Source organism: Bacteroidales bacterium, assembly GCA_031275285.1.
GTDB lineage: Bacteria > Bacteroidota > Bacteroidia > Bacteroidales > UBA4181 > JAIRLS01.
In genome coordinates this window covers 48,190-65,587 of sequence record JAISOY010000173.1, presented here as the reverse complement: position 1 = coordinate 65,587, position 17,398 = coordinate 48,190, and the positions used below count along the sequence as shown (strand labels likewise).

General features: G+C 37.0%; 16 protein-coding genes. 9 read left to right on the top strand and 7 right to left on the bottom strand.

From position 1 onward, the window contains the following. Positions 1–141: 141 nt before the first annotated feature. Positions 142–495 carry a hypothetical protein gene (locus LBQ60_17460; GenBank protein ID MDR2039711.1) on the bottom strand — a complete coding sequence of 118 codons (354 nt, stop codon included), beginning with the start codon at positions 493–495 and terminating at the stop codon, positions 142–144. A 240-nt stretch (positions 496–735) separates the two neighbouring features. Continuing rightward, positions 736–1,752 (bottom strand): hypothetical protein, encoded by a 1,017-nt coding sequence (locus LBQ60_17455; GenBank protein MDR2039710.1) that lies wholly within the window; start codon positions 1,750–1,752, stop codon positions 736–738. 327 nt (positions 1,753–2,079) lie between these two features. On the opposite strand from LBQ60_17455, the gene LBQ60_17450 reads away from it, so the two are divergent. Further along, a complete protein-coding gene (locus tag LBQ60_17450; protein ID MDR2039709.1) occupies positions 2,080–2,634 on the top strand; it encodes a 3'-5' exoribonuclease in 555 nt (184 codons plus the stop codon). Between the two features lie 49 nt (positions 2,635–2,683). Here the strand turns inward: LBQ60_17450 and LBQ60_17445 are convergent, their stop codons facing one another. Further along, entirely contained in the window at positions 2,684–4,522 is a 1,839-nt protein-coding gene (locus tag LBQ60_17445; protein ID MDR2039708.1) for a hypothetical protein, read from the bottom strand. Positions 4,523–4,746: 224 nt separating this feature from the next. Here LBQ60_17445 and LBQ60_17440 point away from each other — a divergent pair, with 224 nt between their 5' ends. Genes LBQ60_17440 through LBQ60_17430 form a run of 3 tightly spaced genes read left to right on the top strand, consistent with a single transcriptional unit; the run spans position 4,747 to position 7,770 of the window. Further along, positions 4,747–5,742 (top strand): hypothetical protein, encoded by a 996-nt coding sequence (locus tag LBQ60_17440; protein ID MDR2039707.1) that lies wholly within the window; start codon positions 4,747–4,749, stop codon positions 5,740–5,742. A gap of 48 nt (positions 5,743–5,790) precedes the next feature. Then, positions 5,791–6,678: a UTP--glucose-1-phosphate uridylyltransferase GalU gene (gene galU / locus LBQ60_17435; GenBank protein MDR2039706.1), complete on the top strand. Its 888-nt coding sequence runs from the start codon at positions 5,791–5,793 to the stop codon at positions 6,676–6,678. A gap of 33 nt (positions 6,679–6,711) precedes the next feature. Then, a complete protein-coding gene (locus LBQ60_17430) occupies positions 6,712–7,770 on the top strand; it encodes a hypothetical protein (GenBank protein ID MDR2039705.1) in 1,059 nt (352 codons plus the stop codon). On the opposite strand, the gene LBQ60_17425 is transcribed toward LBQ60_17430, so the two are convergent. Together LBQ60_17425 and LBQ60_17420 are read right to left on the bottom strand one after the other, a co-directional pair. Then, complete coding sequence (locus LBQ60_17425; protein MDR2039704.1) at positions 7,767–9,053, bottom strand: glycosyltransferase; 1,287 nt, start codon at positions 9,051–9,053, stop codon at positions 7,767–7,769. The two genes, LBQ60_17430 and LBQ60_17425, sit on opposite strands and share 4 nt — an antisense overlap. Beyond that, a complete protein-coding gene (locus LBQ60_17420; GenBank protein MDR2039703.1) occupies positions 9,053–9,748 on the bottom strand; it encodes a carboxypeptidase-like regulatory domain-containing protein in 696 nt (231 codons plus the stop codon). Before LBQ60_17420 ends, LBQ60_17425 begins: the two co-directional genes overlap by 1 nt. A gap of 182 nt (positions 9,749–9,930) precedes the next feature. On the opposite strand from LBQ60_17420, the gene LBQ60_17415 reads away from it, so the two are divergent. The 5 genes from LBQ60_17415 (at position 9,931) to LBQ60_17395 (ending at position 14,214) form a co-directional block, all read left to right on the top strand. Beyond that, positions 9,931–10,803: a YicC family protein gene (locus tag LBQ60_17415; GenBank protein MDR2039702.1), complete on the top strand. Its 873-nt coding sequence runs from the start codon at positions 9,931–9,933 to the stop codon at positions 10,801–10,803. Positions 10,804–10,819: 16 nt separating this feature from the next. After that, a complete protein-coding gene (gene gmk, locus LBQ60_17410) occupies positions 10,820–11,413 on the top strand; it encodes a guanylate kinase (GenBank protein ID MDR2039701.1) in 594 nt (197 codons plus the stop codon). 194 nt (positions 11,414–11,607) lie between these two features. Next, on the top strand, positions 11,608–12,168 hold the full coding sequence (locus tag LBQ60_17405) for a transposase (GenBank protein MDR2039700.1): 561 nt from the start codon (positions 11,608–11,610) through the stop codon (positions 12,166–12,168). Between the two features lie 332 nt (positions 12,169–12,500). Beyond that, complete coding sequence (locus LBQ60_17400; protein MDR2039699.1) at positions 12,501–13,268, top strand: hypothetical protein; 768 nt, start codon at positions 12,501–12,503, stop codon at positions 13,266–13,268. Next, positions 13,261–14,214, top strand: coding sequence for a nucleotidyl transferase AbiEii/AbiGii toxin family protein (locus LBQ60_17395; protein MDR2039698.1), 954 nt, complete (start codon positions 13,261–13,263; stop codon positions 14,212–14,214). The genes LBQ60_17400 and LBQ60_17395 overlap by 8 nt, the downstream gene beginning before the upstream one ends. Positions 14,215–14,487: 273 nt before the next feature. Here LBQ60_17395 and LBQ60_17390 read toward each other — a convergent pair whose 3' ends face one another. Both LBQ60_17390 and LBQ60_17385 read right to left on the bottom strand, forming a co-directional pair. Then, positions 14,488–16,125 carry a hypothetical protein gene (locus LBQ60_17390; GenBank protein ID MDR2039697.1) on the bottom strand — a complete coding sequence of 546 codons (1,638 nt, stop codon included), beginning with the start codon at positions 16,123–16,125 and terminating at the stop codon, positions 14,488–14,490. Between the two features lie 37 nt (positions 16,126–16,162). Continuing rightward, on the bottom strand, positions 16,163–17,398 hold the full coding sequence (locus LBQ60_17385) for a hypothetical protein (GenBank protein ID MDR2039696.1): 1,236 nt from the start codon (positions 17,396–17,398) through the stop codon (positions 16,163–16,165).

Sequence of the window (17,398 nt, the reverse complement as noted above, 5' to 3'; positions counted from 1 at the left end):
AATAATAGAAACACTGTGGTAGATGATCATCATTCAATTTTTACCCAAAGGTACAAATTTCCTTATTGGGGTGTATTCATTTGCTGATAAAAGGTACTACTTCTGTTATCAGTAATAGGCATAAGGAGAAATCCCAACATATCATTCATCAAGGTATCCTTTTAACTCTTCTTTTAATTGATGAAAATACTCAATCTTTCGCTTAAGTTCTACTTCCCGGGGTTCTTTTTCCTTAACAGAGACTGGTTGGTCAAAGTCATCGTTGATGACTTGTATTGACACGACATCGCCTAGTTTCAAATTTCGCTTTACCCAATCAACATATTGCTCTGTTTCAGGCTTCAATCCTCCAACGCTCAGGTAAAGTTCTTCGCTTTCATCTATTTTCCTCCTAAATGAGTCCAATATACAGGTCAATACAAAATATGTATCATTCAATCCTGCCCGGGTCAATGTTTTTCCATTCAACCCTACCTCAAAACCATAATTACTCATGATATTTTGTTATTATTTAGTCATTTACTATCCTGTTGATTAATGCTGAAATAAACCCGTTTCTTATCATAACAGGTAAAAATGTCCGGGTGGAAGATTTGCACATAAATTCCTGATACTGGAAAGAGCCCCGCACAATACCAACCGAGCTTGTAAGCTCAACAAAGTTAAATCGCTTCTTGTAAGCCTTCGGACAAGCTACAGTCATAATTTCATACAACAGGTTGTTAACTACGGGATTCATTCTTTTACATCAAAAGATAAAACATAAAACTTTTGGCTTAAGTTAATCGAAATATTATTTCCTATTTTCCACTTCAGGTATTCATCGTACTTGTCCGGCATATTTTCGGGAATTATCAATATCATTTCAAATTGCTCCATTACAAATTCCGGTAAAAAATCAGCGTCGGAAATTAACTGTAATTCTTTTAAATAATTTTCTGTGAATTCACTTTTTGTTGTTGTAACTCTATGTTGAAATTCCATGAATGCCTTTAATCCTTCAACATGTAGGTTCAAATATAAATCAGGAAACCCTGTCGCTCTTTCATTTTCTTTTACATTTTCCATTACCCAGTCTATCTTTCTAAAAGCAGATCCCATGACAGAGCCTAATAAGAGAGAGTCTCCGAAAGCTAACTTCGAAAAATATACACTTATTTTTTCATTGAGCTGATTCAAATCGGTTAATGATGTCGGATCAAACTTTTGAAGGATTTCCTTCTCTAAACTTAACATAAAAGCAGTATCTGACCTGTTTGTCGTAATCCTAAGTTTATAAAACCAGGTTCCGGATTCGAATATTGTTAGTTGCGATAAATCCTTTTGCTCATCCGTAAATATGGTTTTAAAACCATTACATACATATTTTGCCCCTACATGTCGCATTGCAAATTGTGTGGCATACAATCCTTTGTTCTGCATTGCAGCAACAGATTGTATAGAATTTTGATATTCCTCGCGAAGACGGCCTTCATAAGCATCGCCAGCTGGATACAAATACAACGAAAATGTTGTTTTTTCTCCGTTTACATTTTTTTCATATGTAACACTAATATTTTTATTTTCCTTATCAAAAGAATGAATGTTTTTCCGTTGGAAATCAGAAAATATAGATTTAGGAAATTCTAATTGAGTGGGAATATGAGTGTAATAATTTTTAGATTTAATTTCCTTCACTTGTAACCTTGTCTGCCCATTTGCAATACTAAATGTTACAAAAAGGAAAAGGGTTATTTGTATTATTTTTTTCACATTTAATTGATTTTGTTTATGCGACGATACAGACAGCTACCTGTTTGCTTGACATCAAAACATTCATACATGTGGTGTAACTGATTATTTTGTTCGTTCTAACCTTTCAACATCCAATACTTGGACCGGGAAGTACTGTTTGTCATTTTCTTTATCACCAAGAATGGCAAAACTAGTTAAATTCCCCATTCATTACTTCTTACCAATAAATGTTATTTCAACAGCGATTTTTTCTATTTTTGAAAAATATATAAGCAAGATTGCGATGCCTTCCCGGCTTTCACAATATTTGACAAAGCGAAACAGGATTAAAAATAGACCCCGTCCATGAATTTTACCGCCATAGATTTTGAGACTTCCGCAGGGCTGATCCCTTGTGAGATTGGTATCTGTGTAGTAGAGGACGGAAGGATCACCGATGAACGCTCTTTACTGATCAAGCCCTATGGTTTTCCCTATATGAACGCACGTTATCAGGAAATACACAGGATCAGTGTCATGGAACTGGAAAGGGCGCGTACGTTCGATCAGATGTGGGATGAATTGTTTCCTTATTTCGACGGGCAAACGCTGGTGGCCCACAATGCCTCCTTCGATATATCCGTACTAAGGACGGTACTGGATCTCTATGATCTCAGGTATCCCAGGTCCGATTATTTATGCAGCTTACAGATGTCCCGGAAGGTCTGGAAGAAATTACCGGCATATAATCTCAATGCCTTATGTCAACGTTTCGACATTGCTCTTTTACACCATTATGCCGGAAGCGATGCCAAGGCCTGTGCCAAACTCGTATTAACGGCCGTTCAGGAAAACCAGGTATCCTCCCTGGGTGAACTGGCCGAAAAAGTAGGAATTACAATCAATACTGTGGATATTTGACATCTTCTTCCCTTATAAAGTCCAAACCTCAAAGGGTGGAATTATACATTTAATATAATGATTTTATTTCCGGTGCTTTAGGCGAAAAATCACGGGGAGATAAAAGGGTTTCTCTCGTTAAGTGGATATATCTGAAACTTGAATTTTTAGGAATATTGGGGAAAAAAGCCAACTGTATCTGAATGGTATTAATAATCAGCCGGTTATTTCTCACCCGAATACCTAAACCAAACGAAGAATACAACGTACTCTCGGTAAACGGCTTATTGTGATTTCCCAACCAGCTGAAATTGGCAAAAGTATACGTAACAAAGCGAAATCCATACAGATTCCAGGGGGTGAAAAGATTATATTCCAATGAAAGATTCAAACGATACCTTCCTAAAACCGAATCGTTTTTGAATCCGGGGATCCCCATATCTCCATCAATGCTCAGGTAATCATTCATAGGATCATTTAGCTGATGGGAATATTGAATATTAGTAAATGCACGTTGCCTGAATTTACCTATAACAAAAAGGTTACTAAAATAATTCAGGGAAAGATCCAGGGAGCCTTGTTCGGTAGTTTTTTTGCGAAAAAATGTCCCGTAGGTAGCAGCACCGGAAAGATAACCAAAATTCGGGATAAAAAAACCGGCTGATGCATTTGCGCCAAAATAAGGCCGGTTATATAATTCATTATATTCTTTCCCTCCCACCAATGAGAATAAATACCCGTATGGAATATCCTCCGTCCGTCCGTAGTTAAATATCAGGTTGGTTTTATAGTGTGCCTGCCTCGAGTAACTAAGGGATCCCAGATAAACCGTTCTGTTTTGAAACTGGTAATACCGGTTCTCGGAGTTTTCAGGCCTGCGAAGAAAGTGGGTTTCCTGTGCCCTCAATGCCAGCGTGAAATTATTACTCAACCTGCTGAAAGAATGCTTCTTAAGCTGGAAAGAACGACCTATCCACCCGTCGAAATTATTGAAGCGTACAGGGACCGGATTGATCTCAGCATAAGAAGAATCGGGATCATAATAATTTACACCTATCTGGTTATTGTATAGGGTAATATTACCGGCATATTTGGTACTTGGCGTATAAAAATCACGATTAAATGAGATCCCTATCTTCCTGGTTTCATACCTGTCCAGATATTCCGCCTCAGTTGAAACATGGGTATTCCGGATATTATCTTTCCTTATGATGAACTCATATCCCATCAGATGGTCTTTTTTCGAATCGACAAATACACCGGCCTTGGTTTCGAGCCCAAACCCGATAATATTCCTGTTGGATAACGCTAAATTGACCCTTGATGAAAAATTAGTTCCAAAATCCACCCCATAAGGAAAAATATCCTGTGTAATGACCGTCACTTCTGCTTCATCATCCCCAACCGGATCGACCCTGATAAGGGCATCGTCGATAAAACGTAAATGACGGAGATAACGCTCCGAATCATAAAGCTTCAGGACATCAATCGTATCACCTTCCTGAAAGAAAAGAGCATTGCGGATAATGAATTCACGGGTATCTATATGAACAGTATTGCCGACACTTCCTAAAAATGAATTTTTTTTGTCAGTAGCTCCGTGAATATCTCCTCCAAAAGGTTCCAGACGTATGATATTTATCTTTTTGATGACACGCCCTGTTGCCCCGATATTCTCATCCACGTATGATTCAACATTAAATGTATCTGCCACGGATTCGTTTTTGGGTGAAATAAGGATCACGTTTTTTAAACTCCTGATCCATCTGGCTGATGAAGTATCCCTTTGGTAAAATTTTCCTTTCACGCTTTCATCCACACTGTCAGAAAAGACCTCCTGAGCCTGCACGGTAAAAAGGTCGCACCATATAAAAATGAAAATAGAAATATAATATGTACGGATGGACATTAAGGACTAGTACATGACAATATTTGCATCCTTCACCTGCGCGACGTAATTGTGTCATCTATCGGCCAATGAAGCATTTGAAACTTTTATTACAATCATTACAAATATAACTTGTTTTTTGCTATTTTTGACAAGAATATAAATTACCTGGTATCATTTGATGCTTGACAGACAAAAATATTTATATTTTATTTGGTAGTTTTGCATTTTAATAAGAAATAATAATGATCATAGAAAGCAGAGCGTATGCCCGTGCAGGATTATTAGGAAATCCTTCCGACGGATACTTTGGGAAGACTATTTCCATCATTGTAAAAAACTTCGGAGCTATTATTTCCCTTTACCAGACTCCGGAATTAGTGATAGAAGAGACTGAAGTCGACCGGAATAGCTTTCGTAATATTTATCATCTAACAGAAACCATCAGGCAAAATGGATACTACGGAGGGCGCCGTTTAATAAAGGCCATTATCAAACGTTTTTGTGAATATTGTGAGCAGAACGATATCAGGCTGGCCAATAAGAACTTCACGATCCGTTACCAGTCGTCCATTCCAAGACAGGTCGGATTAGCCGGATCAAGCGCTATTGCCACTGCTACCATACGTGCCCTGATGCAATTCTATCAGGTAGAAATCCCTATCGAAACATTGCCCAGCATCATACTGGCTGCTGAAATGGAAGAACTGGCGATTAACGCCGGCCTTCAGGACAGGGTGATACAGGTATATGAAGGTTGTGTTTATATGGATTTCAACAGGAAGTATATGGAAGAGCACCACCATGGAAAATATGAACGAATTGATCCGTCTTTACTTCCTAAATTATATCTGGCATATAAAACAGATTTAAGCAAAGTTTCCGGTACCGTTTTCAATAACCTGAAAGAACGTTATGAAAAAGGGGATGAACAGGTGTTAAAAACCATTGATGAACTGGCTGAAGTCGCCGAACTGGGAAAAACAGCAATCCTGAAAAAGGATTACGGAACCCTCAATGAACTGATCAACCGGAATTTTGATCTACGCTGTAACATCATGAATATATCCGACAGTAATATGGAGCTGGTACATACGGCACGTAAATCAGGAGCATCGGCCAAATTTTCCGGTTCCGGGGGAGCCATTATCGGCATGTATCCTGATGATGAAACCTTGAGCAAGCTGGTGGTCAACCTGAAAAAAATCAATGCCAGGGTGATCAAACCCTATGTATTATAATTTTTAACGGAAATTTATATTGAACTTCATCATAATTATTGAATGTAAATGGTAAGAAAAGCTGTAATTCCTGCGGCCGGGTTCGGTACCCGGTTTCTGCCTGCCACCAAGGCCCAACCTAAAGAAATGCTACCCATTATTGACACCCCAACTATCCAGTATGTAGTTCAGGAATGTGTGGATTCAGGCATCGAAGATATTCTGATCATTTCCGGAAAAGGGAAACGTTCTATCGAAGATCATTTTGATCGCAATTTCGAATTGGAAACCCGTATCCAGGAGAAAGAAGATGAGATCTTATACAACCAGATCCGTCATATTGAGGATATGGCCAATATCCACTTTATCCGTCAAAAAGAATTGAATGGCCTGGGAGATGCGATCTATCATGCCCGGTTCCATTGCGGGAATGAGCCTTTTGCGGTATTACTCGGTGATACGATCATCAATTCTGTAATTCCGGTAACCCAACAGTTAATTGATGCTTATGAACAGTACCATCAGTGTGTCATTGCGGTTGAAGAAGTACCCCATGATAAAGTATCGCGCTACGGCATTGTAGGTGGAACGAAATTAAACAACCGGATCATGCAGCTCTCTGAATTGGTGGAGAAACCGGAAGTAAAAAAGGCCCCATCCAATCTCGCTATCGCAGGAAGGTATGTGCTAACACCGCAAATATTTCCGGCAATTGAGAAAACGGCTAAGGGAAAAGGAAATGAAATACAATTAACGGACGCTTTACGTTTATTATTAAAACAGGAGAACATTATCTCTTCAACTATCGAGGGAAAACGTTATGACATAGGGAACAAAATGGATTTTCTGAAAACAACCGTTGAATTTGCATTACGCCGGAAAGAATTTGCCGTCCCATTTGAAGCCTTTTTACGTGAAACAATTAAGAATATTGATGAATCGAGAAAAAGCGATTGATCATTTATGATACATACATCCAGGCAGTATCTCATGAAAGGACAAAAAATCATTTTGTCCTTTTTATTTCTTTATTCCTCCTTTACCTTTGGTTACAGCCAGAAAATCCATGAACAGGGAAATACTTTTCTCCGGTTGATGTTCTATAACGTGGAGAATTTTTTCGATACGGAAAATGATCCCTCCACCAACGATAATCCATTCACTCCTGAAGGTCAGATGAGATGGACACAAAGCAGGTACCTGGCCAAAAGGAATGCATTATTCCGTGTTATTGCAAATGTCGGTGAATGGGATCCTCCAGCGCTGATCGCCTTGTGCGAAGTGGAAAACAGGTTTGTCCTGGATGAATTGACCAAACGGACGCCGCTCATGAAATATCCCTATCGCATTATTCATAAGGATTCTCCGGACCAGCGGGGTATCGATGTCGCCATATTGTACAGAAATGATTATCTGAAATGTATCCGCCAGCAATTCATTCGTGTCCGATTCCCCGATAACCGGAAACGAACACGTGATATTGTGTATGCGACAATGCTGGCCGGAAATAGCGACACTTTACATATTTTCGCCAACCACTGGCCCTCGCGCAGCGGCGGACAACGCCAAAGCGAACCGGCCCGTATGCTGGCAGCATCGTTATTACGCGAAAAAGTGGACTCTATCTATGCCAGGAACCCATGGGCCAATATAATCATTACCGGAGATATGAATGATAATCCATCAGATAAAAGTGTCTTAAAAGAACTGAAAGCTTTACAGGATACATCTCAAAATAAAATGGCCAATCTCTTCAACCTAACGGCTTATAAAACCGGGGAAAAAACAGGAACTATAAAATATCAGGGCAGATGGTTTGTTTATGACCAGATGATCGTCTCAGGGAGTTTACTCTCTACTAAAAACAGTATACAAACGAATGCAGGCCATTGTCATATTTTCCGTGCAGATCACCTATTCGAACCGGATGAACGTTATTCGGGAGTTAAACCTTACCGGACCTATATCGGACAAAAATACAACAACGGGATCAGTGATCACCTCCCGGTTTATTTAGATATCTTCCTGAAGAAAAATAAAAGAAATTAATTTTTAATCGACTCGGCCATGCTCTTTATGGAACGGGCATAACTGGCCCAACTCATATCTTTGGCCACTTTATCAAAATTTTCGGGAGGAATGGGTTGATCAATAATATTCTGCATGGCTTCGGTCATAGATGAAATATCGCCAGGATCAGCCAGATAGCCCGTCACACCTTCCTTTACCGTTTCCGGGAAATGCCCTACCCGTGTTGCGACAATAGGTAATTTGAAATTATATGCAATAGATTCCACTCCTGAGGATGTAGCTGTTTCATAGAATAAAGCTATGGCGTCACTCACCTGGTAATATTTATATACTTCTTCATTGGGAATAAACTCATTAACCACTGTAACACAATCCCGGATCCCCAATTGGTCGATCATATCCAAGGGCTGGTAATTGGTCTCATCTTCTCTTTTACTAACAAATAATGCACGTAAGTGCCGGCTAAAAAAACGTCTGAGCCGTTTTTTCTTTTTTTGCTTTTGCGCCTGCCATGATGATTCGCCGACGATCAACAATGATACATCGTCCCTTGTCCTGGCCAGTTCTGCAAATGCCAGAATCGCATTGTGCAGGCCTTTATACTTGATGATGAACCCGAAAAATAAAAATACATATTTCCGTAAATGTAACTGCTTTTTTTGTGCTTCCACATCAAATGTAGGATCTGGCGTAAACATATCATAGATGGGATGATACAGTTTCAGTATCGGTTTTCCTTTATTTTCCGGCCTGTCATCCAGTCCCTCGATCAAATCAAAAGTAATATCGGGAAATAATTCTTTGACCTCAAATGCTGTCTTATAAGAGTGTACCACATATGCATCTGCATACTTGATTGCATAGGTAGCCAGTCTCTTGACCATTTTGGTATATTCTTTATGGTTCCCGAAGTGTAAATCCGCAATGATCCGTATCTGCGTATTGGATTTGAGTTCGCGGATCAGGTAAGCGATCGGGAATGCCTGTATGGTACTGGACCATTGTATCACCACAAAATCAGGATCAATATCAACAATAGCCTGGTATGTTTTCTGCCAGGTAAAGAAATTATTGTAGTTCATGGTATATTGCACAGTCACCCCACTTTTTTCCAATAATTCTGTCTGGCTTTTGTCATCAATAAAATCACGCGGAATAAAGAATGGATATTGGTGTGTCCATGATACCATGTGTGTTTCAGTATCTTCAATTCCGGCAAAAGCTTTGGCCAAAGAAATGCTGAAATTAGCGATACCACCCTTAAAACCCGGACCGGGACCAAAAACAACAATTTTTTTCATCAATCTGGGTTATTATATTCTTCAATAACAGAAGGCCTGTTTTCGTTTCTGTTGTTGTCCTTCTTCTTGAATTCTCCATCACGTATTGCTTTGAAAAATCGTGCCCACGCAAGAGGATTGGTAATCGAATAGGTAGGATACATATGTCCATATGTCATCATACGGTTATGCCTTGTTGCCATCACATCACGAAAATTTGCCGCAGGAGACGCCGAACGCGAACTAATTGCATGGTAGATCTGGTCCTGCATTATGGCAATATTATGATACGCCCGCTGTAGGTCATCTTCCGGTAATTCCAACGCCATAAATGCATCTTTGAATTCTTTGTATGTTTTCCACGGAAATATCGTTACCTCCCCAAGCATAATGGTATCCGGTTCCATAATAATGTCCTTAATATAATGCTTGGAATCTTCCAGTGAAATATCCGGAACCGGTATTCTCATAGGCTTATAGCCCATACTTGAAATCAAAAGGGTATCATTGGGATAAGTAATGATCGTAAATCTTCCCTCCGGATCACTGACTGTTCCCCTGAAATCTTTTTTCACAATAATATGGGTAAAAGGAATGGGTTGCAATAAATCATCACGAACCACCCCAGTCCATTGAATCAAAATTTCCTGAGCACGTAATTGTTGTAACCCGATCCCAACAAATACCAGAATGGTACAAATCAAATACTTTTTCAACACAAACATGACAACAAGCAAAGGGTATAAAGGTACAAAAAAATGGATACCACCACCAATTATAGGGTTATTTTATATATTTTTACGAATTCTTATATTTCATTGATTATATACGAAATAATAAGGCGTGAAGTTATATGTTTTTTGCAAAATACTTATTAGTAGACATTTAAATAAACACCATGAAGTCAATGACCGGTTTCGGTAAAGCCGAATGCTCCAATGATAAAAGAAAAGTAATCGTTGAGATTAAAACATTAAACAGCAAACAGGCTGACCTGATAGTAAAGATTCCCAACGTATATAAAGAAAAGGAACTGGAGGTTCGGAATGAATTAGCCAACAGCCTCCTGCGTGGAAAAATCGAATTGTATGTTTCAATTGAAGAGAACATTGGGGAAGAAATGGCCCAGTTCAATGAAACCATTATCAATCAATATTACCGGCAGCTAGCCAAAATATCCGAAAAAAACGGCATATCGTTACCTCCTGATATTCTGAACTCTATCATCCGTCTACCTGATGTATTAAAGACCGACAGACAAGAGCCGGATGAAAAGGAATGGACTGCATTACTCAATTGTATCCGGAAAGGGCTGGAACAGGTGAATGAGTTCCGGCAACAGGAAGGCAAAGCATTGGCTGATGATATCCAGGCCCGCATTAAAAGCATTGAAACAAGTATTGTTGAAGTGGAAAAATTTGAAATTCAGCGTATTGAAGCCATAAAAACACGTTTGCGCCAAAATCTGGTTGAATATGTAGGTGAAAATACGATAGACCAGAACCGGTTCGAACAGGAACTGATCTATTATCTGGAAAAAATAGATATCAATGAAGAAAAAGTACGCCTGAGGAACCATTGCAGTTATTTTATGGCAACCATGCAAGAAGATGGTAGTATAGGGAAAAAACTGGGATTCATCGCCCAGGAGATCGGACGCGAGATCAACACCATAGGCTCTAAAGCCAATCATGCAGACATGCAGCAGGTAGTGATCCAGATGAAGGATGAGCTCGAAAAAGTGAAGGAACAAATATCCAACATATTGTAAGTAATCCGGTCCGACAATGGGAAAATTAATCATTTTTTCAGCTCCATCAGGAGCCGGCAAAACGACACTGGTCAAACATGTTCTGGAGCATCGATTGCCGTTGGCATTTTCTATTTCTGCCTGTACCAGATCCATGCGGCCTGGTGAAGTCAACGGACGTGATTATTATTTCATGACTGTACCGGAATTCCAGAAACATATTGAGAACGACGATTTTGTAGAATGGGAAGAGGTATATGAAGGCAGTTATTATGGGACGCTGAACAGCGAAGTCAATCGTATTTGGTCTGAAGGAAAACATGTATTGTTCGATGTGGATGTGAAAGGTGGGCTGGCTTTAAAAAAGAAATTCGGGGAAAAAGCGCTGGCAATATTTGTTGAGCCTCCATCGGTTGAAGAATTGGAACGGAGGCTGGTAGCACGTTCTACAGACAGTGAGGAAAAAATACGGCAACGGGTAGCGAAAGCCGAATATGAGCTGACCTTCGCACCTCAGTTTGATTGCATCATTATCAATGATGATCTGAAAAAAGCCCAGGAAGAAGCAGTGGCAGCCATACAAAAATTCATAGAAGTATCACCCAGCTCGCGCGCCAGCAAAGGTTGTTGACGGATCCAAATTCGATATACCTGAAAACAGTATTTTGCCAATAAAGCGAGGAATCTCATAATATCATAGATTTCCCGCTTTATTGTAAATACTACCAATGTAAACCCTGTTTACTCGTATCTTTTATTTTCTTCTATTAGCTCTTCACTACCAACTAGCGCGCGTTTGTAACGCGTGCCACTAAAAACAATAACATGTCAGACAAATATAAAATAAAGGATACAGACAAAGCATATTTCATCACACTGACAGTAGTAGTAGGATGGATAGATGTGTTTACCCGGAAAAACCACAAACTATTACTTGTGGATACACTGAAATATTGCCAACTGAATAAAGGACTGGTGATATTTGGCTGGTGCCTGATGTCCAAACATCTGCACGCTATTGTAAAGACAGAAGAAATCAATACTTTATCCGGAATACTGCGTGATTTTAAAAAATATACATCCAAAGCACTGGTCAGACAGATTATGGAAGAACCTGAAAGCCGGCGTGCATGGATGCTGGAATTGTTTTATAAAGCAGGTAAGGATTTAAAACGGATTAAGGAATATAAACTCTGGCAGGATGGCAATCATGCGGAAGAAATAAACACACCGGAATTTTTACAGGTAAAACTGGATTACATCCATCGCAATCCCGTAGAAGAAATGATCGTCTCTTATCCTGAGGATTATTTATTCAGTTCGGCAAGAAACTATGCTGAAATGGATTATTTATTGGATGTTTGTCTGGTAACTGGAAAATGGTAAACAACATGATAGAAAATGGTTTTGATAATGCGGCTATTGCACGCGTTACAAACGCGCGCCAGCGAAGCAAATCTTTACTTTTATTGTTGACGGATTTTGAGTGTCCTATCTAACCCGTATGCTGTCAGTCGTTTAACTATCGAAGATTGTATTCTACTCACTCGTTACTCACTCCGTTTTTAGGGTGAAATTTAAGAGAACTTTTCCTCTTTAAGTGATGGGGCAAAGATAGGGATAAATTTATGACTTTCCAAATATTTGTTTTAGTTTACGCGCAATAGTGTGAATTTATATGTATCTTTGCGCGGAAAACAAAGCAAAGTAAGAAGAATATGAACAAATATATCGAAGAATTTCATAAACTCAAAATCTTCCACAAAAAGGACATTGTTGCATTGACCAATAACGAAAATGCAGCAAAAGAACTTTTGCGGAGGTATAAGAAACAACGATTCATATCACAAGTAAGGCGAGACCTCTATGTTGCAACGGATTTGGCTACAAAAACCAGTTCTGCTTCAAAGTACGAAATCGGTAGTCAAATCAATTCTTCTTCTTATCTATCCTATCACGCTGCGTTGGAATATCATGGTCTGGCTCATCAGATTTTTTATGAAATGCAGGTTTCATCCAAAGAGAGGTTCAATAACTTTGAGTATGATGGAATTAGTTATATCTATTCGGAATCAAAATCGGATGCCGGAGTTATTACTCCTCCTGCCGATACGTTAATCAGAGTAACCGATTTGGAACGTACTGTTTTAGATTGTATCAATCAGATAGACCGAAGCGGAGGACTGGAAGAAATAATAGAATGCTTTGCCCTTATCACTTATATCAATGAAAATAAGCTGCGCGACTATTTGACACTACTCAATAAACAGGTTCTTTATCAAAAGACAGGATTTATCCTTAACTATTTTCAAAAGGAAATGAAGCTAAGCGATGCTTTCTTTGATTTTTGTAAATCCAAGATAGGGAAAAGCATTCGTTACCTGACTGATAAACAGGAATCCAACGTTTATTTTAGCAAATGGAGACTTTATGCTCCCCAAAATATTCTTTCATTTTTAGAACAAGGAGGAAGTGTAAATGTATAATTATAGCAAAACTGACTTAGAGAGAATAGCTTCCGGTACAGATTTCATTCGGGATAATCTGGAAAAAGTGTTCCGGCTTTGTGATATTTTGAAGCACTTAAATGAAAATCCTTTATTTGCAGAACATTTGGCATTGAAAGGAGGAACCGCAATTAACCTGACCGTTTTTAATCTTCCTCGACTATCGGTTGATATCGACTTGGATTTTACGAAAGAATGTTCCCGAGATGAAATGACGATAATTCGGGATAGCATCAATCAGGATTTTCTGAGCTATATGTTTACACAAGGATATGCGTTAAGCCCTAACACAAAAAGTCCACATTCACTTGATTCATGGGTATTTTATTTCCAGAATGCAGGAGGGAATAAAGATAACCTGAAAGTAGAAATAAACTATTCTTTGCGAAATCATGTCTTGCCAATAATAGAAAAGAAAGTGAATATAGATTTTCTGCAATTTGATTCCGAAGTAAAAACCCTTTCCACCCTTGAACTGTTTGGAAGCAAAATTAAGGCTCTTATTGAGCGAACGGCTCCCCGGGACTTGTATGATATTCACAACATGTTGAAATATAACATCATTCATCCTGATGAGATGGATAAACTCCGTAAAATTATATTATTCTATCTTGCTGTAGGAGGAAATGATAAACCTTTAAACAGCTATAGTTTTGAAAGTATTAATAACCTAAAATTTGCACAAATCAGAAGTTCTTTGCTTCCTGTCCTTAAGAAAAGTGAACGATTTGACTTTGAATCAGCAAAAGTAGAAGTGAAAGCATTTCTTCTAAAATTGATGATATTTACCGAAGAAGAAAAGTCGTTTATCGAAAACTTCAACAATAATGTCTATCGACCGGAATTATTGTTTGAAGATACTGAAATTGTAGAGCGAATCAAAAATCATCCAATGGCAATTTGGAAGATAAGAAATAACAAATAAATGGATTTATATGTCCGAATTATATGTGATTTTTCGGACAAACTACGTGATATACTAAACATTCTTTTGTCTAATCCGAAAATATTGCCATTTTTCTGGATTGTAATCCATATTTATTGCTAAAATTCACATCCATTTTCTTTTCGGAACACATTTTCTGACTAGTGATCCAATATTCTGTAGCTCTTTTCCTAATAAATCATCCTTTTTGCAAGGAGCAGTCAGTCTTTTTCTAATCCTAATGCAAATAACACTTGGCAAATACTACAATATTCATTCAAATGAAAGAAAAAATTGTTCGCGAATTATTTTCCAATCAGTCACATTTACTTCTGATTCGATTTTCGAAAATTCTTTTTTTATTTCTTTATGGTTAGGATAATCATAGAAATCTATCCAAAAGTTTCTCAAACTTATATTTTGAGCTAATTTAGATATAAAAGAATCCATATCTGCAATACCGATATTAATATTGTTTTTAATTGGAATCGGTAGAGGACGATGAGTTAATAATAATCCACAAATCTCATAATTATTTATATCATCTTTTCCTAAATGACCTTTTTTTGACAGTACAATTTTATAGTTTTCTATTTGTCGAATACCTTTTTCCAGTTCATTCATTCTAAATTGCACTTCTGATGCTGTTATAGGTACAATAAAATGTTTATAGTCAACAATACATATGAATTTTTCAGTTTTATCTATAAGTATTAGGTCTGGATTTATTTGTTTATTATTGAACTTAATGGTTCTTTCTTGGTAATTATTCCATTTTTCAGTTTGAGAAAGAGCATCAAATATTTTTTTCAAGTTTACCTTTTCTATCTTATTGATCAATCGATCATATACTTTTTTCTTCTCCGGGCTTTTATTCATCGCACCTAAAATTACTCTTTGAGGATCCAGTTGGGTAAAAAGATTTGGCAATATGTAATAAATATTGGTGCTAGAGAGGATAAAAGGTTGGATAGAAATGCTGGTATGAAAACTATCAGGATTGAATGTTAAGTCTTTAATTATAGCTTGTGATACAGGATATGGGAGTCCGGTTATTTCTGATATAAATTCGTCTATTTCAGATTTCTTTATGTTTAGAGGATTTGAACCAAAGGAATTCTGGACTCCATACTTTGAATCAATCAACGACTCGACACAAGTAATATAATAAAAGTTCAGAAACATTAATGCAAAAAACCTTCTGAGTTGTGAGAGATTGTACCCTCCTAAATCAGTATCGTCAATTAATTCAGGAAAGACTATGCTTTCCATTGTAGAATATAAAAGTGGAAAAGATTTGGATATTTGTCCTCTTGACCATTTTATCTGATTTGCTATAGGTGGTTTTGAAAAATCTATTTCTTTGACCCATTCAGAAAACTCATCTTCCATTATACTATGTGGATAATTCTCAAATACTCCTTGTAATTGTTCTCCATATAAAAGCTGTTTCGTATAGATGTCAGAATAATTATAGTTATTGGAGTTGATGAACTTTATAGTCTTCTCTTTCTCATTCAATTGTGCAGATTTCAGCCCTCTTGACCATATAACAAACTCCTGTGCAATCAGATGATAACTCACGCCCCAATTCAAAAAGTCCATTATCTGATTATGAAATACTGATATGTTTAAATTATCAGGAATCTCATCGTGATTAGATTTTGCCTGTTTCTTTATCCATCTAATACAGTGACTGATTCCATGTGTCATATTAGTTAAATAGCCTTGAAAGTTAAATTCGCTAATATTATTTTTTAAAATTATATCCCTGTATCGTCCAATATCTCCATAGGATTGTAGTAAATACGGTATGACAATATCTTCTGAGTAAGAATATAATTCAAAGCTCAGATGATGTTTATCCAGAATTTCGGATTCAAATTTCCTTATTTTTAGAGAATCATACATTCAATCTGTTCTCGGTTATAAGAAATATGCTAAAGTGTTATTTCAAATTGTAAAGTCGTAAACTTTGAGGAATCGCAGGAACTCCAACTCGTCCAATATATGCAATATAACGCTGACGTAATTGATAAATATATGGAGAATTCAATTTATATTGGCTTCTTTTATCCTTAAAAAAATCAGTATCCTTGACAACAAAAGCAGATTCAAAGTCAATAAAAGCAGACATATTATATGAAGTCTCATCAAAAGGAAAGGATGGAAGAATATGGAATGCCATATTTCCATTATTGAACTGGGATGTTAAATCTTTTGATTGTTTTTGTTTATTAATCATTTGTGAATACTGATCCTTTGAGTATTGCTTCTTATCGGATAAAAAATCATTAAAATTATTTTTTCTGAAAACTAAAAATTCGAGAGCTTTATCTTGCTTAGAAGAAACATCACATTCTGGAGTAAATAATATTGCAAAATCTTCCTCAGAAAATTTAAAAATATCCCCTGTCATGAATGGAGCAGTATCAAGCAATTTTGTATAATAAATTCTATTATATAATTTAGCTAAAGATAGTTCACTAGTTGGATTTCTCACATTTGAAGATTCAGTATACTCAGACAAAACTCTTGACAGAATATCATTCTGAACAATTGATTCATTCAATAAATTGTGAAATACATTTATAACTTCAATACTAGGCTCTGCCCCATCTGTTTGCGCAGTTTGATATATTTCTCTGATCCAGTTCGGATCAGCTTTTTCCAATTCAGAGAATATAACTTGAGCTGATTGGTTTATAGCTTGACTCCACACAAAAGGAACTTCTAAGTGTGTATTTTCTTCCTGAAACTTATTAATTCCAGCGATAATTTTGTTATATTCTTTTTCTGTTTCATTCGTAGCATTTTTTTTCTCAAAGAATATTTTATTAGGATATAAAGCATTCAGCTCATCTTGTATATCTTGAGGAATTAAATCTTGAGAATATATATAGATTAATGAATATAATTTGTTTTTTCTTAAAAATTCTAATGGTGTTTCATCTTCCACTTCTATATCTTCAAAATCCTCATCATCAACAAATCTCTTAAAATTCCAATCTAGAATCAACGCTTTATAAGTAGATATGGATGAAACTGTTTTTTCAAGAATAGTTAAATTATTAATTGGTAATATAGAAAAATAGCCATTTGAATTGAACTTATGAAATAATTTGTTCTCAAGTCGATCAGAATCAAAAACATTGTCATCTGCAAATAAAATAATACCTTCCAT